The following is a 21,436-nucleotide window of genomic DNA, read 5'->3' as shown; positions in this document are numbered from 1 at the left end:
CGGCGGCGGCAGCCGCCCGGGCAGCGGGAGTTCGGCCCGCGGTGGGGGTTCCGGCGGCCGGGCCTTGGCTAATCTGCACGGGTGACTACCGACCTGACTCTGCTGCCGCGTGTCGCCTATCGCGGACAGGAGGTCACCGCGCCCCGGCTTCGCGGTCTCCTCGCGCTGCTCGCGGGCGACTTGCGCACGGGCTGCAGCATCGAGCGGCTGGTGGCAGGGCTGTGGCCGGACGAGTTGCCGGGGCAGCCGGGAAAGGCGCTGCAGGTCCTCGTGTCCAGGGCGCGGGCGCAGCTGGGCGCCGACGTCATCGCCATCACGCCGACCGGATACCGGCTCACCCTCGCCGAGGACCAGGTCGACAGCTCCGCCCTGCTGCTGCACGCCGCCGCCGGCGCGGACCGGGCCAGGGCCGGGGACCACGCGGGATCGCTGGCTGCGGCCGAGGCCGGGCTCGCGCTGTGGAAGGGCACCCCTGACGGGGCCGGCGACACCGACGACCCCGTAGCCGCGTTGCGCACCGAGCGCGCCCCTGTCCGCGACACGCTCGTACGCGCGCAGGCGCTCGCGCTCGCCCGGCTGGGGCGGCACGCGGAGGCGGCCGGGCCGCTGGCCGTGGCCGTCTCGGAGCATCCGCGCGACGAGGAATTGCTCGCCGAGCTGCTGCGCGGCGAGGCGGCGACGGCGGGCCCGTCCGCCGCGCTGATGCGGTACGAGGCGTACCGCCGTGAGCTGCGCGACGAGCTCGGCACCGATCCGGGCGCCGGGCTCAAGGCCGTACAGCAGGAGCTGCTGCGCGGCGAGGCACCTGTGGTCAGGCACGGCGTGCCGCACGAGCCGAACCCGCTCCTCGGCCGGGACGAGGACATCGCGGCGGTGGAGCGGCTGCTGCGCGCCTCCCGTGCCGTCACCGTCGTCGGCCCCGGCGGCCTCGGCAAGACCCGGCTCGCGCACGCCGTCAGCCGCCGGGCCGAGCAGCGTGTGGTGTATTTCGTGCCGCTCGCCGGCGTCACCGCGGACGAGGACGTGGCCGCGGAGGTGGCGTCCGTGCTCGGCGCGGGCGAGGGGCGGCCCGGCGCCGTGAGCGGCCACGCCTCGGCCGACCCGGTGTCCGGCATCCTCGGCGTGCTCGGCTCCGGGGCGGCGCTGCTGGTCCTCGACAACTGCGAGCAGGTCATCCGGGGCGCCGCCGACCTCGTGCAGGCTCTGGTCTCGTCCTCGAAGGACCTGCGGGTGCTCGCCACCAGCCGGTCCCCGCTGGGCCTCACCTCGGAGGCGGTGTACGCGCTGCCGGAGCTCGGTCTCGACACCTCGGTCGAGCTGTTCACGCAGCGGGCCCGGGCCGCCCGGCCCGGCGTGGAGCTGCCGCCGGACGCGGTGGCCGAGCTGTGCCGCCACCTAGACGGGCTGCCACTCGCTGTGGAGTTGGCCGCGGCGCGGGTGCGGGTGCTGTCGGTGCCGGAGATCGCCCGCCGCCTCGGCGACCGGTTCGCACTGCTGCGCGGCGGGGCGCGGGACGTTCCTGAGCGCCACCGCACGCTGCACGCGGTCGTGGACTGGAGCTGGAACCTGCTCGACGAGGAAGCCAGGGCCGCGCTGCGCATGCTGTCCGTCTTCCCCGGTGGCTTCTCCGGCGATGCGGCGGAGCAGGTGCTGGGCGAGGATGCGCTGTTCCTGCTGGAGCAGCTGGCCGGTCAGTCGCTGATCACCGTTGCCGAAACCCCGGCCGGTGTGCGGTTCCGGATGCTGGAGACCGTACGGGAGTTCAGCGCGGCCCGGCGCGCGGAGGCGGGCGAGGACGAGGAGGCCGTCGGCCGGTTCCTCGCCTGGGCACGGGACTTCGGGGTCGCGTACCACGACTGGTTCTTCGGCTCGGCACCACGGGACGCCTGGGAGCGCATAAGGGCCGAGCAGGACAACCTCGTGCTGGCCCTGCGGCACGCCCTGGCCCGTACGGACGGCCCCACCACCGCCGCCCTCACCGCCGTCCTCACCGCCCTGTGGTCCACCGGCTCCAGCTACCCCCGCCTCGCCGCCCTCGCCGCGGACACCGGCCCGCCGTTGTCGCACTACTACCCCGAGCCCGAATACGTCGAAGTCGCCCGCGCCGCCGCGGTGTTGTGCACGGCGAGCTTGTTCATGGGCTATGGCCCGGTCGCCGTACGCCAGCTTGTCACCCTCCGGCGGCTGCCCCCGGCCCCGCCGGACACGTTGCTGCGGGCCTTCGCGGTAGTGCTGAGCGCAGTCCCTGAGATGCTGCCTCCCGACTACGACGTGCTGCGGGGGCTCTGCGACAGTCGGCAGCCGCTGCTCGCAGGCATCGCCGAGTGCGTCGCCACCTACGTCTGGGAGTACGAGCACGACATCGACCGCGCGCTCGCCTCGGCTCGCCGGATCATCGCCGCCCTGGCGCCGGTGGACAACCCGTTCCTTCAGGTCATGGGCCACGCCCGGCTGAGCGAGCTGTGCTTGCAGATGGAGCAGGGCGAGGCCGCCTACGGGCACCTCAAGGCGGCGCTCGAGGCGCTGCCGCGGCTCGGCGACGAGCAGGACTCCATCGGCGTCCGCTGGGGCCTTGTCCTCGCCTGCCTGCATCGTGGCGACCCCGACGAGGCCGAGTACTGGCTGCGGCAGGCGGAGGGCGACAACACCCCGCAGAAGGACGACTTCTACAGCCCCGACTTCGGCGGCCGCGCCGAGATCGCGCTCGCCCGCGGACTGACGGAGGTCGGGCTCGGCCTGTGGCGCCGCAACGTGGAGCGGATGCCCGAGGCCGGCTCGATGCACAGCGACGACCCCTTCTTCGACCGGTGGCTGCTGCAGATCCAGTCGGCGGCGGTGACGGCGCACGCGCACGCCGGCCGACTCGGGCTCGTCGTGGAGGTGGTCGATCGGCTGCGGCAGCGGCTGCGGACCCTGCTCTCCGGTCCGTCCCGCTCGCCCATGGAGCTCCCTGTGTTCGGGACGGGGCTGCACGCCCTTGGTATGGCGGGGCTCGCGTCCGGCGACGCCGGTGCCGTACGGATGATCGCGCTGGCCGAACGGCTGCGGGTGCTGCGCGACTTCCAGCCGACGATGTCGGCGGACCGCGCCCGGAAGGCGGCCCAGGACGCCGACAGGGCGGCGTACGCCGACGCGGTGTCGGAGTACGCCGCCCTGGAGCGGGACGAGTTGCGGGAGGCAGCCCGCGCTGTCATGGCGGTTACTTCGGGTCGCGGTTGAACGACGCCATCGACCAGCGGTAGCCGAGCGCGGCCAGGCCGACGCACCAGGCGATCGCGATCCACCCGTTGTTGCCGATCTCGGTGCCGAGCAGCAGGCCGCGCAGGGTCTCGATGGCCGGCGTGAACGGCTGGTACTCGGCGATCGGCTGGAACCAGCCCGGCATCGTGTCGGCCGGGGTGAAGGCGCTCGAGATGAGCGGGAGGAGGATCAGCGGCGTTGCCATGTTGCTCGCAGCCTCGGGGTTCGGGCTGGCCATGCCCATCCCGACCGCGATCCAGGTGAGTGCCAGGGCGAACAGCGCGAGCAGTCCGAACGCCGCCAGCCACTCCAGGGCCGTGGCGTCGGTGGACCGGAAGCCGATGGCCACGGCGACGGCACCGACGAGGACCAGGCTGGCGAGCACCTGCAGCACACTGCCGACGACGTGCCCGATGAGCACCGACCCGCGGTAGACCGCCATCGTACGGAAGCGGGCGATGAGGCCCTCGGTCATGTCCATGGAGACGGACACCGCGGCCCCGATCACGGTGCTGCCGATGGTCATCACCAGGAGGCCCGGGACGATGTAGGCGATGTAGTCGGAGCGGTCCGCGCCGCCTCCACCGATGCCCGCGCTCATCGCGTCTCCGAAGATGTAGACGAAGAGCAGCAGCAGCATGATCGGCGTGAGCAGCAGGTTCAGGGTCATGGACGGGTAGCGCCGTACGTGCAGCAGGTTGCGGCGCAGCATCGTGTTCGAGTCGCGGACGGCGAGGGAGAGGGCACTCATCGGACGGTCTCCTTGGGCTGGTTGGGCTGGTTGGGCTGGCTGGGGACGTTGGTGCCGCCGGTCAGGGCGAAGAACACGTCGTCGAGGTCGGGGGTGTGCACGGTCAGCTCGTCCGCCTCGATGCCGGCCGAGTCCAGCCAGTCGAGGATGGCGCGCAGCTCGCGCTGGCTGCCGTCGCTGGGGATCTGCAGCGCCAGCGCCTCGTCGTCCCGGGTGACCTCGCGCAGGGCTACGGCGGCGGACTGGTACGCGGACGGGTCGGAGAACCGCAGCCGTACGTGCCCGCCCGGGATGAGTCGCTTCAGCTCGTTGGCGCTCCCCTCGGCGGCGATCTTGCCGTCGTTCAGTACCGCGATGCGGTCGGCGAGTTCGTCGGCCTCGTCCAGATACTGGGTGGTGAGGAAGACGGTGACGCCGTCGGAGACCAGCTCGCGGATGATCCCCCACATGTTGTGGCGGCTGCGCGGGTCGAGGCCGGTGGTCGGCTCGTCGAGGAAGATGATCCGCGGATTGCCGACCAGCGTCATGGCGATGTCGAGGCGGCGCTTCATGCCGCCGGAGTAGGTGGAGACGGGCTTCTTCGCGGCCTCCACCAGGTCGAAGCGCTCAAGGAGTTCGGCGGCGGTACGGCGGCCCTCGCTGCGGGAGAGGTGGTGCAGGTCCGCCATGAGGAGCATGTTCTCCTCGCCGGTGATCAGGCCGTCGACGGCGGAGAACTGACCGGTGACGCCGATCGCGGCCCGCACGGCCTGCGGGTCGGCGGCCAGGTCGTGGCCGCCGACGTGCAGGTCGCCGGCGTCGGCGGTGATGAGGGTGGAGAGGATCTTGACGGCGGTGGTCTTGCCGGCGCCGTTCGGGCCGAGCAGGGAGAAGACCGTGCCGGCCGGCACCGTCAGGTCGATGCCGTCGAGGACCGTCTTGTCCCCGTATGCCTTGCGCAGCCCCGTGGCCGCGATGGCGGGTGAGTGCGATGTCGTTGTCGTCATGCCGAGGAGGTTGCGGCAGGGCGCATTCAGCGCGGTTTCACGATGGTTTCAGCGCCCTGAAACCGGGCGGCGGAGGGCAATGCCTCATTGCCTCCCTGCCGTTGCGGCCTCAGCGCGGCTGTCGCCGCGCCCCGCCGGCGCCTTCGACCGAGAACGGCCTCGGCGGGGGCGGGGGTCCGGTTCGTCGCAGCCCGGTCCAGGATGCCGGCCGCGAGGGCGAGGGCGTGCTCCCTTCCCGGGCAGAGGCGGGGCCGGCTGCCGAAGGTCAGAGGAGGTGGGCCGGACCGTTCGGGGTCGAAGGTCCCGGCGTCCGCGAAGACTTCCGGGTCCCGGTTGGCCACGGCGACGTCCAGGACCACCACGTCGCCCTCGGCGATCTCGGTCCCGGCCAGGCGGGTGTCACGGACGGCGACCCGGCGCAACGCCGGTACCGGGGGGCCGTGTCGCAGGGTCTCGGCCAGCAGCGCCTCGGTGGGAAGCGTGGCTGGGCGGCCGTCGGCCGCGCGCCGGGTGCGGTCGACCAGGCCGGCGGTGGCGTCGCATGCCTGCAACAGGAGCCCGATCCGGTTGGCGGCGAGCTCGAGTTGGGCGTCCGACGGCTCGGGCTGCAGCATCCGGGGCTGCAGCATCCGGGGCAGCAGCCAGGCCACGGCCGCGTCGGCGTCCTGGTCGTCCCCGCCGAAGTACACCCCCGCGATGACGGTGATCGCCTTCGCGATGGCGTCAGGCTCCGGGAGGCGCCCAGTCCCTCGGCGAGGGTACGGACCACCAGCAGGCGGGCGTCGCCGTCGGGGCCGGACTCCACGGCCTCGCGCAGCGCCGCCGGGTCCAGGCGGGCGAGGTCGGACTCCACCAGCGCCCGGCGGCGGGCGTGGGTCTCGCCCGCGCTGAACCGGGCCACCGTTGCGCGCAGCCAGGCCATGCCACCGGGAGGACCGGACTCGGCGGGCGGCGGTACGAGATGCGGGTCGGCGAGGGCGGCTCGGACGTCGGCGTACCGGCCGAACCGGTGCACGGAGCTGGTCATGGCCCCGACGGTAGGGCCGGATTGCTTCGGCGCCGGCCGAAGCGTCCGGTCCGGGTCCTACCCCACGCCTGCGAGAGCCGCGAGCTTGGTGACGGTGTTCCAGTTGCGGGCCGTGGCGGTGAGCCCGAGGCGCTTCTCCCACAGGGCGTGGGAGAGCTTGGTCTTCTGGATGCCGTTCGGGCAGTGGACGTAGATCTCGCGCTCGCCGGCGCGGAACTCGTCCGGTGCGAAAACGGCCGGGTCCAGGTCCTTCAGCTTGTCGGTGTCCACCGGCCCGGAAAGGAACGTCACCAGGAAGCGCGCCGGCTCGATCCCCGTCATCTCGAAGGGATTCCGCTCGATCACCCCGCGCAGCTCCGCCGCCTCCCGCACGATGCACGGCACCCGGAGCCCCAGTTCACCCTCGATACGGTCCTTGAGCTCCGCCGCGAGCCGCTCGGGCTCCGCCCAGGCGTGGTCGAACAGGGCGTTGCCGCTCTGGAGGTGCGTACGTACCGCCGTCGCGCCCATCCCGTCGAGCAGTTCGCGCAGCGACTGCATGGGGAGGCGGACATTGCCCCCGACATTGATGCCGCGCAGCAGCGCCACGTACGTCGTCGTCGCCATACCGGCACCGTAGCTCAGTCCTCGCCGTTCAGGGCCCTGCCGAGGATCTCCGCCGGGTGCGGGGCCTGCGCCTCGACCACGAAGGCGGTGAGGCCGCTGCCGGTCCAGGTCTCGTGGTCCTCGCCGGCACTCCAGCAGGCGGCCTGACCGGCGGCGATGCGGCGCGGGACGCCGTCGGCGCCGCTGACGTGCCCCTGGCCCGCCACCACGATGAGGACCTGCGGTACCGGCGCCTCATGCCGGCCGATGCGGCCGCCGGGCGCGAGGTGCATGACGCCGGTCGAGACGGCGCCCTCCGTGCCGGCGTGGACCCGGACGTGGCGGACGCCGGAGCTGCCGAAGGCGGTGAGTTCGAGGCCGGAGGCGGGACTTGCGTCAACGATCTTCATGCGGATGATCCTGCCGGAGGTCGTCCATTCGGAGGACGGGGAACCGGGGAAACGGTTCGGCGGCCGGATGCGTCGATACGTTCGCGGGCATGAACGCGAAGAGTGAGCGCCCGATCGTCACCGAACTGCGGCTGTCCGCCTTCAAGTCGCATCGCGGCGCGAGCTTCGCGCTGGGCCCCCTCACGCTGCTTGCGGGCCCGAGCGGGACCGGCAAGTCGAGCGTCCTGGAGGCCCTGGCCGTACTCGGCCGCCTGGCGGGCGGTGACGAACTGAGCGAGGTGCTCGCCGCCGAGGCCGGGGTCGTACGGGGCGGGGTCGGGGCATGCGTGCCGCACGGGGCGCAGCCGGACGCGGAGGGACGCCGGGGATTCCGGATCGGCTGCACGGCCGACGGACCGCTGGGTCCGGTCAGGCTGGACGTCGCCGTCCAGACCGAGCCTGAACTGCGCATCGTGGGCGAGCGGTTGACCGGAGCCGGCGAGACCCTGCTGACGACGGCGCTGCGCGACCCGGGACGGCGTACGGTCCAGGCCGCCTGGCACACGGCGGGAGCCGTACCGGTGACCAGGGCGCCGCTGCCGGACGACCGGCTGGCCACCGCACTGCTGCCGCTGCGCGTCGCCGGGACGACGGAGGGGCAGCGGCTGGTGCTGGCGGGCGCCGAGCAGATGGTGGTGGCCCTGCGCGGGGTGTTCGCCGTGGAGCCGCTGCCGCAGCGGATGAGGCAGCCGGTGGCGGTGAAGGACGGCATGCTGCGCAAGGCCTGCGACAACCTCTCGGCCGTGCTGCACCGTACCGAGGGCGAGTGCCGGACGCGGCATGCCGCCCTGGTCCGGGCGATGCGAGCGGTGTGCAGCGGGCCGGTGGAGGGGCTGACGACCGTGCCTGTGGGGCCTGAGGGTTCAGGTGTGCTGGCCGCCGTCGACCGGGGCCCGCTCGGAATGGTGCCGGTGGACCGGCTCGGCGATGGCGAACTGCGCTTCCTGGCCCTGGGCCTGGTGCTGCTCACCGGCCCCGACGTGCTGGAGGTGGACACCAGCGGTGAACTGCTGCCCGCCTTCCAGGCACTGACCGTCCTCGCGGACGGACTCGACCTGGGCCTCGACCGCGCCCAGACCCGCCAACTGCTGGACCTGGCCAGCCAGGCGGCCGAGCGCGGGCACATCCGGCTGCTGGCGACGGCCCACGACCCGGCGGTCGCCGAGGGCGTGGGCGGGGTATCGGTGGTGGAGTTCGGCCGTCCGTCCCGGGTGCCTGCCCAGCCCGGGCCGGCCGCTGCTGCCGCTCAGCCCGCTCAGCCCGCTCAGCCCGCTCAGGGCGAGGCGCGCGCGGTCGCCGCGATGCGGTAGACCTGGGCAGCGTGACCGAGGATCTGTACGCGCTGCAGCGCAGACTCACCGCCTTCGCGGCTGCCCGCCGCTGGCAGCCGTACCACACGCCCAAGAACCTGGCCGCGGCGCTGAGCGTCGAGGCCTCCGAGCTGCTCGAGATCTTCCAGTGGCTGACGCCCGAGGAGGCGGCCGCCGTGATGGCGGACGCCGGGAAGGCGCACCGGGTGAAGGACGAGGTGGCGGACGTCCTGGCGTATCTGCTGCAGTTCTGCGACGTGCTGGGGATCGATCCGCTGGAGGCGCTCGGCGCCAAGATCGACCGCAATGAGCTGCGCTTTCCCGTGCCGGGGGAGGGCGACTGACCCGTCCTGCGGGACCTGCTGGGAGTTATCCACAGGCCGGAGGAGGGCCCTTCCCCTCGCGTACGTGATCGGTCACTCTGAGTGAACGACATACGTGGCGGAGGGGGAGTGGACCACATGGACGCTGCACGGCTCATCGGCAGCACCCGGCGCGCGCTCAAGGAGACCCGGGGCGAGGGGGAACTGCTCGCGGAGGCCTGGCAGGCGCAGGCCCTGACGGAGGCGGTCATCCGCCACCTCGTACCGGACGGGACGGTGGCGAAGGGGCCCCCGACCGGCCCGGCCCCCCGTGCGGCGCCCGGTCGTGGGGCGGCTCTCACTGACGTACGGAATCCGGCCGGAGCCCTGCGTGATCTGCGCGAGCTGCTGTCGGAGCTGGGCGCGGTGCTGGTGTCGGCCGCCTGCTCGACCGAGGACGAGGCGGTGTACTGGCAGTGCATCGAGGCGCTGGACGGGGCCGCCGACCGCAGGGAACGGGTGTGCGCGCTGCTCCGCGAGGCCGAAGCGGCCCTGGCACAGGAGCGAGACCGGTGAACGGCCCCGAGGACCGGCCCCGGGGCCCCATGGCGAACCGAGCCTCAGGAGGAACGGGGGGCGTCGTCCCAGGCGCTGGGCGCGGTCGGTGCGGTGCCCCGTCCGGCGGACTGGAGATCGGCGTCGAGACCCGCGAGGTCCGCGTTGAGCGCGGCCATCAGCTCTTCCATCTGCTGCAGCAGCCCCTTGGGTGCCGCGGCGGGCGGATGCGCCTCGCCTCCCTGCTCGGGCACGGTTTCCTGGGACATCGTGGCCTCCTCGGGTCCTGGCCCTCCCGGGGCGTGAGGGCGGTGACGCGTCGTGACCGCCGGCAGCGGCCGCCGGCGTGCGGGCCGGGCGGTCCGGCTCCGCCCGAGCCAACGATCACACGCCCCACCAGTCACTGTGGATACGCCTCGCTGAAGGGCGAGTTGGCCGATTTTCACCCCGCCGGGGCACCTGGCCGTGACCATCGGGGTGAGCTGTTGACGATCCTCTTCCGCTTCGTGCGGTGCAGGATGGAGGTATGGATCTTCGCATCTTCACCGAGCCCCAGCAGGGGGCCACCTACGACACCCTCCTCAAGGTCGCCCAGGCCACGGAGGAGCTGGGCTTCGACGCCTTCTTCCGTTCGGACCACTACGTGAGCATGGGCGCGTCGGACGGTCTGCCCGGGCCGACCGACGCCTGGATCACCCTCGCCGGGCTCGCCCGCGAGACCAAGCGGATCCGGCTCGGCACACTGATGACGGCCGCCACCTTCCGGCTGCCCGGCGTGCTCGCCATCGAGGTCGCCGGGGTTGACCAGATGTCCGGCGGACGGGTGGAGCTGGGGATCGGCGCCGGTTGGTACGAGGAGGAGCACACCGCGTACGGCATCCCCTTCCCGAAGGAGAAGTTCGCCCGCCTGGAGGAGCAACTGGCGATCATCACCGGGCTGTGGTCGACGCCGGTGGGCCGGCGCTTCACCTTCGAGGGCACTTACTACCAGCTCAAGGACTCGCCCGCGCTGCCCAAGCCGGTCCAGGCCAAGGTCCCGGTACTGATCGGCGGACACGGCGCCAAGCGCACCCCGCGGCTCGCCGCCCGCTACGCGGACGAGTTCAATGTCCCGTTCGCTTCGGTCGAGGACTCGGACCGGCAGTTCGCCCGGGTCAGTGAAGCCGCCGACGCGGAGGGCCGGAAGCCCGGCGAGATCGTCTACTCCAGCGCGCTCGTGGCGTGCGTCGGCAAGAACGACGCGGAGGTCGCGCGACGGGCCGCCGCCATCGGCCGCGAGGCCGACCAGCTCAAGGCCGAGGGGCTCGCCGGCACCCCGGCCGAGGTCGTCGACAAGATCCGCCGCTATGCCGAGGTGGGCGCCACCCGCTTCTACCTCCAGATTCTGGACCTCGACGACATCGACCACCTTGAACTGATTTCCTCTGAGGTCCAGTCGCAGCTCACCTGAGCTCGCGGAACAGGACCCGCAAGCGCACCAACCGCAAGGAGCACCCGCGATGCCCGCCTCCACGAAGCCGCTCGCCGCGGCCCTGGCCGAGGGACCTGTCGTCCTCGACGGCGGCCTGTCCAACCAACTCGCCGACCAGGGCTGCGACCTGTCCGACGAGCTGTGGTCCGCCCGGCTGCTCGCCGACGCCCCCGAGCAGATCCAGGCCGCCCACGCGGCCTATGTGCGGGCGGGCGCGCGGGTGCTCATCACCTCCAGCTACCAGGCCACGTACGAAGGCTTCGGCAAGCGCGGCATCAGCCGCGACGAGACCTCGGCGCTGCTCCGGCGCAGCGTCGAGCTGGCCAGGCTGGCGGCCGGCGACCGCGAGGACGTATGGGTCGCGGCGTCCGTCGGCCCGTACGGCGCGATGCTCGCGGACGGCAGTGAGTACCGGGGCCGCTACGGACTGAGCGTCAAGGAGCTGGAGGCCTTCCACCGGCCCAGGATCGAGGCCCTGGCCGAGGCGGCCCCCGATGTGCTCGCCCTGGAGACCGTCCCCGACACCGACGAGGCCGAGGCCCTGCTCCGCGCAGTCGAGGGCACCGGCGTCCCGGTCTGGCTCACCTACACCATCGACGGCGACACCACCCGGGCCGGACAGCCGCTGGAGGACGCCTTCACGCTGGCCGCCGGCGCGGACAACGTCATCGCGGTCGGCGTCAACTGCTGCATACCGGAGGACGCCGACCGGGCCGTGAGCATCGCCGCCGAGGCCACTGGCAAACCGGTCGCGGTCTACCCCAACAGCGGCGAGACCTGGGACGCCCGGGCCCGCGCCTGGCGCGGCGGTTCCACCTTCCAGCCCGCCCGCGTGGGCCACTGGCAGAGGGACGGCGCCCGGCTCATCGGCGGCTGCTGCCGCGTGGGGCCCCGTGAGATCGCCGAACTGGCCGCCGTCCTGGGCGGCTGACGGGCACGGCGACCGGGCGCAGGAACCGAAAACCCATGGTCCCGGGCCGCGCCCGGGCACGATACTCGGTCGCGTGTTCCTGACGATCTCCACCACCGGCAGCAACGGCCTTCCGGCCACCGACCTCGGCTTCCTGCTGCACAAGCACCCCGACAAGGCCCAGGCCTTCTCCACCTCCTATGGCGACGCGCACGTCTTCTACCCCGAGGCGTCCGCCGAGCGCTGCACCGCCGCGCTCCTGCTGGAGGTGGATCCCGTGGCGCTGGTCCGGCGTGGCAAGGGCAAAGGCCGTGGCGGGGCCCCGGACATGTCGCTGGCGCAGTACGTCAACGACCGGCCGTATGCCGCGTCGTCGCTGCTGGCGGTCGCCTTGCGGACGGCGTTCGCCAGCGCGCTCCGGGGCGTGTGCAATGCGCTGCCCGAGCGTGCGGCGAGCCCGCTGCCGCTGCGGATCGAGGTTCCGGTGCTGCCCGCGCGGGGTGGCGCCGCCCTCGTACGGCGGCTGTTCGAGCCGCTGGGCTGGACGGTGGAGGCCGAAGCGGTCGCGCTGGACGAGCGGTTCCCGGAGTGGGGCGACTCGCGCTACGTACGGCTGGTGCTGGAGGGCGAGCTGCGGCTGGCGGACTCGCTGCGACACCTCTATGTGCTCCTGCCGGTACTGGACGACGCCAAGCACTACTGGGTGTCGCCGGACGAGGTGGACAAGCTGCTGCGGATGGGCGACGGCTGGCTCGCGAGCCACCCCGAGCAGCAGCTGATCACCAGCCGCTATCTGTCGCGGCGCTGGTCGCTGACCCGGCAGGCGCTGGAGCGGCTGGAGCTGGCCCGGCTCGCCGAGACCGACGACACCGAGGCCGAGGAGATCGACAACGCGATCGACGAGGAGACGGACACCGACGAGAAACCGGTGCCGCTCGCCGTGCGGCGCCGCGAGGCGATCCTCGACGCGCTGCGCGCGGCGGGGGCGAGCCGGGTGCTCGACCTCGGTTGCGGTCAGGGGCAGTTGGTCGGCGCGCTGCTGAAGGATGTGCGCTTCACCGAGATCGTCGGCGTCGACGTCTCGGTCCGCGCGCTCAACGAGGCGGCACGGCGGCTGCGTCTGGAGCGAATGGGGGAGCGACAGTCCTCCCGCCTGACGTTGCTGCAGGGCTCGCTCGCCTACACCGACGCGCGCCTCAAGGGCTATGACGCCGCCGTGCTCAGCGAGGTCATCGAGCACCTCGACCTGCCGCGGCTGCCCGCCCTGGAGTACGCGGTGTTCGGTGCCGCCCGCCCGGCGACGGTGATCGTGACCACGCCGAACGTCGAGTACAACGTGCGCTGGGAGACGCTGCCCGCCGGGCACGTCCGGCACTCCGACCACCGCTTCGAGTGGACCCGCGAGGAGTTCCGTGCGTGGGCCCGCCAGGTCGCCCGGCGGCACGGGTACGGCGTCGGGTTCGCACCCGTCGGGCCCGACGACCCCGAGGTCGGACCGCCGACCCAGATGGCTGTGTTCACCCTGACCAAGACGACCGCGAAGGAGGCGGCAGCATGACCGTACCGTCGGAGCAGCGCACGCTTCCCGTGACCGACCTGTCCCTCGTGGTCCTGGTCGGCAGCACCGGCTCGGGCAAGTCCACCTTTGCCCGCAAGCACTTCAAGCCCACCGAGGTGATCTCCTCCGACTTCTGCCGCGGCCTGGTCGCCGACGACGAGAACGACCAGAGCGCCAGCGGAGACGCCTTCGAGCTCCTGCACTACATCGCGGGCAAGCGGCTCGCCGCCGGCCGGCTCACCGTCGTCGACGCCACCAGCGTCCAGCCGGAGAGCCGCAAGCAGCTGGTCCGGCTCGCCCGCGAACACGACGTGCTGCCGATCGCCATCGTGCTGGACGTCCCCGAGCAGGTGTGCGCCGAGCGCAACGCCGGCCGCGCCGACCGGGCCGGTCTCCCGCGCCACGTCATCCAGCGACAGCAGCGCGAGCTGCGTCGCTCGCTGAAGCACCTGGAGCGCGAGGGCTTCCGCAAGGTCCACCACCTGCGTGGGGTCGAGGAGATCGAGGCCGCCGAGGTCGTCCTGGAGCGCCGCTACAACGACCTGCGGCACCTGACCGGCCCGTTCGACATCATCGGCGACATCCACGGCTGCCACTCCGAGCTGGAGACCCTGCTCGCCAAGCTCGGCTACGCCGACGGCGTCCACCCCGAGGGCCGCACCGCCGTCTTCGTCGGCGACCTCGTCGACCGCGGCCCCGACAGCCCCGGGGTGCTGCGCCGGGTCATGGGCATGGTCGCCGCCGGCACCGCGCTGTGCGTGCCCGGCAACCACGAGAACAAGCTCGCCCGCTGGCTCAGGGGCAAGCAGGTCCAGCACAGCCACGGCCTCGCCGAGACCATCGAGCAGCTCACCCAGGAGGACACCAAGGACCCGGACTTCAAGGAGCAGGTCCGCAAGTTCATCGAGGGCCTGGTCAGCCACTACGTCCTCGACGGCGGCAAGCTGGTGGTCTGTCACGCCGGCCTGCCGGAGAAGTACCACGGCCGCACCTCGGGCCGGGTGCGCAGCTTCGCGCTGTACGGCGATACGACCGGCGAGACCGACGCGTACGGCCTGCCGGTCCGCTACCCCTGGGCCGAGGACTACCGGGGCCGCGCCGCCGTGGTCTACGGCCACACCCCGAACCCGTCGGCGACCTGGCTCAACAACACCATCTGCCTCGACACCGGCTGCGTCTTCGGCGGCCGGATGACCGCGCTGCGCTGGCCCGAGCGTGAACTGGTTGACGTACCCGCCGAGCAGGTCTGGTACGAGCCGGCCAAGCCGCTCACCAACGAGGCACCGGGCGGTCACGACGGCCGCCCGCTCGACCTCGCGGACGTCACAGGGCGCAGGGTCGTCGAGACCACCCACCACGGCCGCGTCGCCGTCCGCGAGGAGAACGCGGCGGCCGCCCTGGAGGTCATGAGCCGCTTCGCCGTCGACCCGCGCCTGCTCGCCTACCTGCCGCCGACCATGTCGCCCTGCGCGACCTCGCAGCTCGACGGCTATCTGGAGCACCCTCACGAGGCATTCGCCGCCTACCGCGAGGACGGCGTACGCCAGGTCATCTGCGAGGAGAAGCACATGGGCTCCCGCGCGGTGGCCCTGGTCTGCCGCGACGCCCAGGCCGCCCGTGGTCGCTTCGGCGTCACCGACGGGGTCACCGGCGCCCTGCACACCCGCACCGGGCGGCCGTTCTTCGACGACCCGGCCGTCACCGAGCAGGTGCTCGGCCGGCTGCGCGAGGCGATTTCCGCCGCCGGGCTCTGGGACGAGCCGGCGACCGACTGGCTGCTGCTCGACGCCGAGTTGCTGCCCTGGTCGCTCAAGGCCTCCGGCCTGCTGCGCAGGCAGTACGCCGCCGTGGGCGCCGCCTCCGGCGCGGTCTTCCCGGGTGCGCTCGCCGCGCTCGAATCGGCCGCCGCCCGTGGCACCGACGTGGCCGGCCTGCTCGCCCGTCAGCAGGAGCGGTCCGCCGACGCCGCCGCCTTCACGGACGCGTACCGCCGCTACTGCTGGACGACCGAAGGACTGGACGGCGTGCGCCTCGCGCCCTTCCAGATCCTCGCCGTCCAGGGCCGCAGCCTCGCCGCGCTCCCGCACGACGACCAACTCGCCCTCATCGACCGCCTGGTCGCCGCCGACCCCACCGGCCTGCTCCAGGAGACCCGCCGCCTGGTCGTCGACACCGGCGACGGAGCCTCCGTCGCCGCCGGCACCGACTGGTGGCTGGAGCTGACCGCGGCCGGCGGCGAGGGCATGGTCGTCAAGCCCCTCCAGGCCCTCCTCCGCAGCGAGTCGGGCAACCGCCTCGTCCAGCCCGGCATCAAGTGCCGCGGCCGCGAATACCTCCGCATCATCTACGGCCCCGAATACACCCGCCCCGACCACCTCGCCCGCCTCCGCTCCCGCGCCCTCGGCCACAAGCGCTCCCTCGCCCTCCGCGAGTACGCCCTCGGCCTCGAAGCCCTCGACCGCCTGGCCACCGGCGAGCCCCTCTGGCGCGTTCACGAAGCCGTCTTCGCGGTTCTCGCCTTGGAGTCGGAGCCGGTTGACCCGCGGTTGTGACGCCGGGCCGGGGCCAGGGCGAGGGTGCTCGTGGCGATGGCGCTGGTGAAGGACACCTCGCTGAGGACGCCGGGCGCAGCGACCTGGGCTGAACCTTTTCGTGCCGTCCTCGCAGCGCTCGGCGCCGGGGCGCCTCCCGCGCTTCGGGCGGCTGTGCCGGACTCCGTCCGGCGGTGGTTTGGCCGGTCGGGTAGCCGGGTTGTGGGTTCATGAGGCGGTCTTCGCGGTTCTTGCCTTGGAGTCGGAGCCGGTTGACCTGCGGTTGTGACGCCGGGGCGGGGCCAGGGCGAGGGTGCTCGTGTTGATGGCGCTGGTGAAGGACACCTCGCTGAGGACGCCGGGGGCAGCGACCTGGTCGCCTGCGAGGTAGATGCCGGAGCCGCGGTCGAGGGCGGGGCGGTCGCGCCAGGTGGTGCCGGGTGGGTCGACGGCGCCGGTGCGGCCGGTGGCGAGGGCTTCGCGGCGCCAGGTGAGGCGGTCGCGCCAGGCGGGGAAGGCGAGGTCGAGCAGGGACTCGGCGCGGGCGGTGGCGGCGGTGCGGTCCTCGCCGGGGGCCAGGGGTATCTGGCCCTGGAGGAGCGATTCGCCGGGCGGGGCGAGGGTGGGGTCGTGGGCGGTGAAGCGGCCGATCCAGCCCGGGGCGTCGAGGTCGGACAGGGCGAGGGCGTCGCCGTGCCCGCGCCGCATGGCGAGGTCGAGCAGGGCGGTGCGGCCGCTGCCCCAGACCAGCGAGTCGTCGCCGAGCAGGGCGCGCGCGGCGTCCAGCGAGGTGGCGACGACGACCGGGCCATCCTCGGGCAGGGTGTCGATCCGGGCGCCGAGTTCCAGGCGGGCGCCCAGGTTCCAGGCATGGGCCGCCATCCGTTCGATGACCGTGCCCCAGCCGCCGACCGGGTGGTGGGCCTCGGGCGGCACGGCCGCCAACCGCCGCAGCCGTTCCTGGACGAAGGCGGCGGAGAGGCTGCCGGGGTCGTGGTGGAAGAGCGCCACCGCCGCGTAGTGGGCCGCCGCCCGCGCCGCGCGGCCGCCCACCAGGCCGGCGGCCCAGCCCGCGAAGTCCTGGCCGACCGGGGCCTCGCGCTGCCAGAGCAGCCGCACCACGCCCAGCGGCGGCATCCGGCGCAGCCGGCCCCCGTACCGGAAGCGCGGCCGTGCGCCGTCGCGGGGCGGGGTCTTCGCCAGGGGCCCGGTCAGGCCGCGCTGGGTGAGCCAGGTCCAGTGCGGGCCGGAAGCGTAGAAGGCGTGCGGGCCCTCGTTCGTACGGTAGGCGCCCTCGGCGGTGCGAGCCCGGCCGCCAAGGGTGTCGTGCGTCTCGTAGAGCGTGACCCGCGCGCCCGCCTCGGCGCAGGTGATCGCCGCCGTCAGCCCGGCGAACCCGCCGCCGACGACCGTGATGTGCCGCATGGATCGGTGCCGCATGGGTCGGTCTCCTCGTTCGCTCCCCGCAGTCCTTCACCTCGTGGACTTCACCTCTTGGACGCACCGGGGGCGCGGGATGTGACATCGGCCCCGTCCTGGCCGAACCGCCGCTAAATCAGGCGCGGAGTGGGAAGGTCATTCCCATGGGCTTCCATGTGGACTCAGAGGCCGGGCGGCTGCACCGCGTCATCCTTCACCGGCCCGATCTCGAGCTGAAGCGACTGACACCGTCGAACAAGGACGCGCTGCTCTTCGACGACCTCCTCTGGGTGCGCCGGGCGCGCGCCGAGCACGACGGCTTCGCGGACGTGCTGCGCGACCGGGGCGTGGAGGTGCACCTCTTCGGTGACCTGCTGCGCGAGACGCTGACCCTGCCCGAGGCCCGCCGGATGGTCCTCGACCGGGTCTTCGACGAGAAGGAGTACGGTCCCGTGGTCACCGACCACCTCCGTGCGGCCTTCGACGAACTGTCCGCCGCCGACCTGGTGGAGGCGCTGGTCGGCGGCATGACCAAGCGCGAGTTCCTGGAGCGCTTCGCCGAGCCGACCTCGGTGCGTTTCCACGTCATGGGCGCGGACGACTTCCTGCTCAATCCGCTGCCGAACCACCTCTTCACGCGGGACACCTCCGCCTGGGTCTACGACGGCGTCAGCATCAACGCGATGCGCTGGCCCGCCCGCTGGCACGAGACCATCCACTACGAGGCGGTCTACCAGCACCACCCCCTCTTCGCGCCGGGCGGCTTCAACGTCTGGTCGGAGGGGCAGGCCGCCTACCCCTCGACCATCGAGGGCGGCGACGTCCTGGTCATCGGCAATGGCGCGGTGCTGATCGGCATGAGCGAGCGCACCACCCCGCAGGCCGTGGAGATGCTCGCCCAGCGGCTGTTCGCGGCCGGCTCGGCCCGCAGCATCGTGGCGCTGGACATGCCGAAGCGCCGGGCGTTCATGCACCTGGACACCGTGATGACGATGATCGACGGCGACACCTTCACCAAGTACGCCGGGCTCGGCATGCTCCGCTCGTACACGATCGGGCCCGGCGCCGGCGAGCGCGATCTGAAGGTCACCGACCACCCGCCCGAGCACATGCACCGGGCGATCGCCGCCGCCCTCGGGCTCGACGACATCCGGGTGCTCACCGCGACCCAGGACGTGCACGCGGCGGAGCGCGAGCAGTGGGACGACGGGTGCAATGTGCTGGCCCTGGAACCGGGCGTGGTGCTCGCCTACGAACGCAATGTCACGACCAACACCTACCTGCGCAAGCGCGGCATCGAGGTGATAGAGATCCCCGGGAGCGAGCTGGGGCGGGGGCGCGGCGGCCCGCGCTGCATGAGCTGTCCCATCGAACGGGACGCTGTATAAGGATGCGGCGGGTCGTATAGACTTCCAGGGTCAGTCAGTCCTATTGCCCTACGACCGCGACCTAGGAGCCCCCATGGCCATCGACCTCACGGGCCGCCACTTTCTCAAGGAGCTGGACTTCACCACCGAGGAGTTCCGCCACCTGGTGGAGCTGGCCGCCGAGCTGAAGGCGGCCAAGCGAGCGGGCACCGAGGTCCAGCGGCTGCGGGGCAGGAACATCGCCCTGGTCTTCGAGAAGACCTCGACGCGGACCCGCTGCTCCTTCGAGGTCGCCGCCGCCGACCAGGGCGCCTCGACCACATACCTCGACCCGGCCGGCTCACAGATCGGGCACAAGGAGTCGGTCAAGGACACCGCCCGCGTCCTCGGCCGCATGTTCGACGGCATCGAATACCGTGGCAACGGCCAGCAGATCGTCGAGGAACTGGCGGCATACGCGGGCGTGCCAGTGTGGAACGGCCTCACCGACGAGTGGCACCCCACCCAGATGCTGGCCGACGTGCTCACCATGACCGAGCACAGCGCCAAGCCGCTGGAGGAGATCGCCTACGCCTACCTCGGCGACGCCCGCTACAACACCGGCAATTCCCTGCTGATCACCGGCGCGCTGCTCGGCATGGACGTACGGATCGTGGCGCCCAAGCAGCTCTGGCCGGACGACGCCGTGGTCGCCGAGGCGCACCGCCTCGCGGCGGGCACCGGAGCCCGGGTCACGCTCACCGAGGACGTGGCCGAGGGCGTGCGCGGCGCGGACTTCGTCCACACGGACGTCTGGGTCTCGATGGGCGAGCCCAAGGAGGTCTGGGACGAGCGGATCACGCTGCTCGGCCCCTACGCCGTCACCGCCGACGTGCTGGCCGCCACCGGCAACCCGGACGTGAAGTTCATGCACTGCCTGCCCGCCTTCCACGACCTGGGCACCAAGGTCGGCCAGGAGATCTACGAACGGCACGGGCTGACCTCCCTCGAGGTCACCGACGAGGTCTTCGAGTCGCCGCGCTCGGTCGTCTTCGACCAGGCCGAGAACCGCATGCACACGATCAAGGCGATCCTGGTGGCCACCCTGGCCTGAGCCGGTCAGCCGTCCACCCGCACGAACGCCGCCCCCGCGTCCCGCAGGCGCCGGTGCAGCTCGCCGAAGACCTCCGCCGCGCGGGCCCCTGGCCAGTCCTCCGGCAGGAGGGCGGCCGGCAGCCCGGGGTCGGCGTAGGGCAGTCGGCGCCAGGCGTCGAGGGCGCGTACGTAGTCGCGGAAGGCCTCGTCGGCCGGGGCGGCGCCGGACCGCCAGGCCCAGGCGCCGAGCGCGGGCCCGTGGGCGGCGAGGAAGGCCTCGTACAGGTCGGCGATGGCGTCGAGGTCCCACCAGCGGCGTACCGCGTCGGCCGTCGGCTCGAAGCCGACGTGCGCGCCCCGGAAGAGCTCCGCGTAGCTGTCGAGGCCGAGGCGGGTCAGGGTGTGCCGGGCCTCGTCCTCGAGGTGTCCCGAGGCGATCCAGACACCGGGGGCGGCGGCGCCGAAGCCGAGCCGGGCCAGCCGGGAGCGCAGAAGGTGCCGCTTGGCGCGTTCGCTCTCGGGCACCGAGAAGACGGCGAGCACCCAGTCGCCGGACGGGCCACCGGGGACGTCGTAGATCCGCCGGTCGCCGTCCGCCAGCAGCTCCCGCGCCTCGCCGGACAGCGCGTACCCCGCCGCCCCGCCCACCGCCTCCGCCACCAGCAGCCCGCGCCGCTTGAGCCGCGAGACGGCCGACCGCACCGACTGCGCGTCGACTCCGGCCGCGCCCATCAGCCGGATCAGCTCGGCCACCGCCACCCGGCCGTCCAACTCGGCCCGCCCGTAAGCGCCGAAGAAGGTCAGGATGAGCGAACTGGGCGTATGAGAGGCATGCTCGGTGGTCACGCGATCACTCTAGATACGCGGCGGCACGTCGGGCTCCACGGACCTGCGTCCTCCCCCGGGGCGCGTCCGCTGAACTCGGCCGGGTCCGGCGCGCCCTGGCAGGCGGTGACCATCCGGCGTGGCGGTGACCGGCGTCGTACGGTGGTGGGATGAACAGACGCCGGCCGAAGCGGACGGGAGCGCGGTGCTGCCGTGAACTCTGAACTCGACCTGTCCCTCGGCCCGATCGCGTACGAGGACACCGGCGGCGACGGACCGGTGGTGGTCCTGCTGCACGGCCTGACGCAGGACGGGACGCTGTGGCGGCATGTCGTCGCCGACCTGCGCGCCGACTTCCGGTGCGTGGTGCCGACGCTTCCCGAGGGCAGCCACCGGAAGGCCATGCGGGCGGAGGCCGAGCTGACCCCGCAGTCGGTGGCGGACCTGGTCGCCGAGTTCCTGGACCGGCTGGACCTCACCGGCGTCACGCTGGTCGAGAACGACTCGGGCCGCGCCCAGACCGTGGCCGTCCAGCACCCCGAACGCCTGGCGCGGCTCGTCCTGGTCGCCTGTGAGGCGCTGGACAACTATCCGCCGGGTCTGCCCGGCAAGCTGCTCGTGCTGGCCGCCCGGATCCCCGGTGGACTCAACGCCGTTGTGCGGCTGCTGGCCCTGAAGTCCTTGCGGCGGCTGCCCGTCGGGCTCGGCGCGATGACCAAGCGCCCGGTCCCGGACGAGATCGTGGACGGCTGGCTGGAGCCCCTGCTCACCGATCCGGCCATCCGCCACGACCTGCGCCGCTATCTGCTCGGTACCCGTAAGGGCGACCTGGTGGAGGCCGCCGAGGGGCTCCGCGCATTCGACCGCCCCGCCCTGGTCGTCTGGGCCGAGGAGGATCTGCTGATGCCCCGCGACCACGGCCTGCGGCTGGCGGCGCTGCTGCCGCAGGGGCGACTGGTCGAGATCGCGGACTCGCGCACCCTCATCCCGGAGGACCAGCCGGCCGCCCTGGTCAAGGCGCTGCGGGAGTTCATCCGCGACACGCCCTGACCGGCGTCGGCCGTGGCGGGAGCCCG

The 21,436-nt window shown here is 72.8% G+C and carries 18 protein-coding genes and 1 pseudogene; 11 read left to right on the top strand and 8 right to left on the bottom strand.

Features of this window, described 5'->3' with window-relative positions; all coding sequences use genetic code 11:
* Window positions 1-81: 81 nt before the first annotated feature.
* Entirely contained in the window at window positions 82-3,219 is a 3,138-nt protein-coding gene (locus ACFXJ5_RS17915) for an ATP-binding protein (protein ID WP_384631413.1), read from the top strand.
* Here ACFXJ5_RS17915 and ACFXJ5_RS17910 read toward each other — a convergent pair.
* The 5 genes from ACFXJ5_RS17910 to ACFXJ5_RS17890 form a co-directional block, all read right to left on the bottom strand.
* Window positions 3,200-3,991 carry an ABC transporter permease gene (locus ACFXJ5_RS17910; RefSeq protein WP_384631411.1) on the bottom strand — a complete coding sequence of 264 codons (792 nt, stop codon included), beginning with the start codon at window positions 3,989-3,991 and terminating at the stop codon, window positions 3,200-3,202. The genes ACFXJ5_RS17915 and ACFXJ5_RS17910 overlap by 20 nt on opposite strands.
* Window positions 3,988-4,977, bottom strand: a complete 990-nt coding sequence (locus ACFXJ5_RS17905; protein WP_384631409.1) for an ATP-binding cassette domain-containing protein — start codon at window positions 4,975-4,977, stop codon at window positions 3,988-3,990. The genes ACFXJ5_RS17910 and ACFXJ5_RS17905 overlap by 4 nt, the downstream gene beginning before the upstream one ends.
* A 26-nt stretch (window positions 4,978-5,003) precedes the next feature.
* Complete coding sequence (locus ACFXJ5_RS17900) at window positions 5,004-5,666, bottom strand: cytochrome P450 (protein WP_384631407.1); 663 nt, start codon at window positions 5,664-5,666, stop codon at window positions 5,004-5,006.
* Between the two features lie 395 nt (window positions 5,667-6,061).
* Window positions 6,062-6,610, bottom strand: coding sequence for a DUF1697 domain-containing protein (locus tag ACFXJ5_RS17895; RefSeq protein ID WP_384631405.1), 549 nt, complete (start codon window positions 6,608-6,610; stop codon window positions 6,062-6,064).
* 14 nt (window positions 6,611-6,624) lie between these two features.
* A complete protein-coding gene (locus ACFXJ5_RS17890) occupies window positions 6,625-6,999 on the bottom strand; it encodes a cupin domain-containing protein (protein WP_384631403.1) in 375 nt (124 codons plus the stop codon).
* 89 nt (window positions 7,000-7,088) lie between these two features.
* On the opposite strand from ACFXJ5_RS17890, the gene ACFXJ5_RS17885 reads away from it, so the two are divergent.
* The 3 genes from ACFXJ5_RS17885 (at window position 7,089) to ACFXJ5_RS17875 (ending at window position 9,226) form a co-directional block, all read left to right on the top strand.
* Complete coding sequence (locus ACFXJ5_RS17885) at window positions 7,089-8,348, top strand: AAA family ATPase (protein WP_384631402.1); 1,260 nt, start codon at window positions 7,089-7,091, stop codon at window positions 8,346-8,348.
* An 11-nt stretch (window positions 8,349-8,359) separates the two neighbouring features.
* Entirely contained in the window at window positions 8,360-8,692 is a 333-nt protein-coding gene (locus ACFXJ5_RS17880) for a nucleotide pyrophosphohydrolase (RefSeq protein ID WP_384631400.1), read from the top strand.
* Between the two features lie 117 nt (window positions 8,693-8,809).
* Complete coding sequence (locus ACFXJ5_RS17875; RefSeq protein WP_384631398.1) at window positions 8,810-9,226, top strand: DUF6099 family protein; 417 nt, start codon at window positions 8,810-8,812, stop codon at window positions 9,224-9,226.
* A 44-nt stretch (window positions 9,227-9,270) separates the two neighbouring features.
* Here ACFXJ5_RS17875 and ACFXJ5_RS17870 read toward each other — a convergent pair whose 3' ends face one another.
* Window positions 9,271-9,474 carry a hypothetical protein gene (locus ACFXJ5_RS17870; RefSeq protein WP_384631396.1) on the bottom strand — a complete coding sequence of 68 codons (204 nt, stop codon included), beginning with the start codon at window positions 9,472-9,474 and terminating at the stop codon, window positions 9,271-9,273.
* Between the two features lie 257 nt (window positions 9,475-9,731).
* Here ACFXJ5_RS17870 and ACFXJ5_RS17865 point away from each other — a divergent pair, with 257 nt between their 5' ends.
* From ACFXJ5_RS17865 to ACFXJ5_RS17850, 4 genes are all read left to right on the top strand, one after another.
* The gene (locus tag ACFXJ5_RS17865; protein ID WP_384631394.1) at window positions 9,732-10,655 is read left to right on the top strand and encodes an LLM class F420-dependent oxidoreductase; all 924 of its coding nucleotides are present in this window, start codon (window positions 9,732-9,734) and stop codon (window positions 10,653-10,655) included.
* Between the two features lie 49 nt (window positions 10,656-10,704).
* Window positions 10,705-11,607: a homocysteine S-methyltransferase gene (gene mmuM / locus ACFXJ5_RS17860; protein WP_384631392.1), complete on the top strand. Its 903-nt coding sequence runs from the start codon at window positions 10,705-10,707 to the stop codon at window positions 11,605-11,607.
* A gap of 73 nt (window positions 11,608-11,680) precedes the next feature.
* Entirely contained in the window at window positions 11,681-13,144 is a 1,464-nt protein-coding gene (locus tag ACFXJ5_RS17855; protein ID WP_384631390.1) for a 3' terminal RNA ribose 2'-O-methyltransferase Hen1, read from the top strand.
* Window positions 13,141-15,696 carry a polynucleotide kinase-phosphatase gene (locus ACFXJ5_RS17850; protein WP_384631389.1) on the top strand — a complete coding sequence of 852 codons (2,556 nt, stop codon included), beginning with the start codon at window positions 13,141-13,143 and terminating at the stop codon, window positions 15,694-15,696. The genes ACFXJ5_RS17855 and ACFXJ5_RS17850 overlap by 4 nt, the downstream gene beginning before the upstream one ends.
* A 282-nt stretch (window positions 15,697-15,978) precedes the next feature.
* Here the strand turns inward: ACFXJ5_RS17850 and ACFXJ5_RS17845 are convergent.
* A pseudogene (locus tag ACFXJ5_RS17845) lies at window positions 15,979-17,100 on the bottom strand (NAD(P)-binding protein); the annotation flags it as partial.
* A gap of 158 nt (window positions 17,101-17,258) precedes the next feature.
* Between ACFXJ5_RS17845 and ACFXJ5_RS17840 the strand changes: the two are divergent.
* Both ACFXJ5_RS17840 and argF read left to right on the top strand, forming a co-directional pair.
* The gene (locus tag ACFXJ5_RS17840) at window positions 17,259-18,482 is read left to right on the top strand and encodes an arginine deiminase (protein WP_384631387.1); all 1,224 of its coding nucleotides are present in this window, start codon (window positions 17,259-17,261) and stop codon (window positions 18,480-18,482) included.
* A 73-nt stretch (window positions 18,483-18,555) separates the two neighbouring features.
* A complete protein-coding gene (gene argF, locus ACFXJ5_RS17835) occupies window positions 18,556-19,554 on the top strand; it encodes an ornithine carbamoyltransferase (RefSeq protein ID WP_384631385.1) in 999 nt (332 codons plus the stop codon).
* A gap of 5 nt (window positions 19,555-19,559) precedes the next feature.
* On the opposite strand, the gene ACFXJ5_RS17830 is transcribed toward argF, so the two are convergent.
* Window positions 19,560-20,381: a PaaX family transcriptional regulator C-terminal domain-containing protein gene (locus ACFXJ5_RS17830; RefSeq protein WP_384631384.1), complete on the bottom strand. Its 822-nt coding sequence runs from the start codon at window positions 20,379-20,381 to the stop codon at window positions 19,560-19,562.
* 192 nt (window positions 20,382-20,573) lie between these two features.
* On the opposite strand from ACFXJ5_RS17830, the gene ACFXJ5_RS17825 reads away from it, so the two are divergent.
* Window positions 20,574-21,410, top strand: a complete 837-nt coding sequence (locus ACFXJ5_RS17825; RefSeq protein WP_384631382.1) for an alpha/beta fold hydrolase — start codon at window positions 20,574-20,576, stop codon at window positions 21,408-21,410.
* Window positions 21,411-21,436: the final 26 nt, after the last annotated feature.

Origin of the sequence: Streptomyces sp. NPDC059373 (genome assembly GCF_042751495.1) — a bacterium.
Lineage (GTDB): Bacteria > Actinomycetota > Actinomycetes > Streptomycetales > Streptomycetaceae > Actinacidiphila.
This window is presented reverse-complemented; position numbering and strand designations above follow the sequence as displayed.

Coding starts and splice junctions, on each gene's coding strand:
- ACFXJ5_RS17910 (WP_384631411.1), bottom strand. CDS start 3,991: ATGAGTGCCCTCTCCCTCGCCGTCCGCGACTCGAACACGATGCTGCGC.
- ACFXJ5_RS17905 (WP_384631409.1), bottom strand. CDS start 4,977: ATGACGACAACGACATCGCACTCACCCGCCATCGCGGCCACGGGGCTG.
- ACFXJ5_RS17895 (WP_384631405.1), bottom strand. CDS start 6,610: ATGGCGACGACGACGTACGTGGCGCTGCTGCGCGGCATCAATGTCGGG.
- ACFXJ5_RS17890 (WP_384631403.1), bottom strand. CDS start 6,999: ATGAAGATCGTTGACGCAAGTCCCGCCTCCGGCCTCGAACTCACCGCC.
- ACFXJ5_RS17885 (WP_384631402.1), top strand. CDS start 7,089: ATGAACGCGAAGAGTGAGCGCCCGATCGTCACCGAACTGCGGCTGTCC.
- ACFXJ5_RS17875 (WP_384631398.1), top strand. CDS start 8,810: ATGGACGCTGCACGGCTCATCGGCAGCACCCGGCGCGCGCTCAAGGAG.
- ACFXJ5_RS17870 (WP_384631396.1), bottom strand. CDS start 9,474: ATGTCCCAGGAAACCGTGCCCGAGCAGGGAGGCGAGGCGCATCCGCCC.
- ACFXJ5_RS17865 (WP_384631394.1), top strand. CDS start 9,732: ATGGATCTTCGCATCTTCACCGAGCCCCAGCAGGGGGCCACCTACGAC.
- mmuM (WP_384631392.1), top strand. CDS start 10,705: ATGCCCGCCTCCACGAAGCCGCTCGCCGCGGCCCTGGCCGAGGGACCT.
- ACFXJ5_RS17850 (WP_384631389.1), top strand. CDS start 13,141: ATGACCGTACCGTCGGAGCAGCGCACGCTTCCCGTGACCGACCTGTCC.
- ACFXJ5_RS17840 (WP_384631387.1), top strand. CDS start 17,259: ATGGGCTTCCATGTGGACTCAGAGGCCGGGCGGCTGCACCGCGTCATC.
- argF (WP_384631385.1), top strand. CDS start 18,556: ATGGCCATCGACCTCACGGGCCGCCACTTTCTCAAGGAGCTGGACTTC.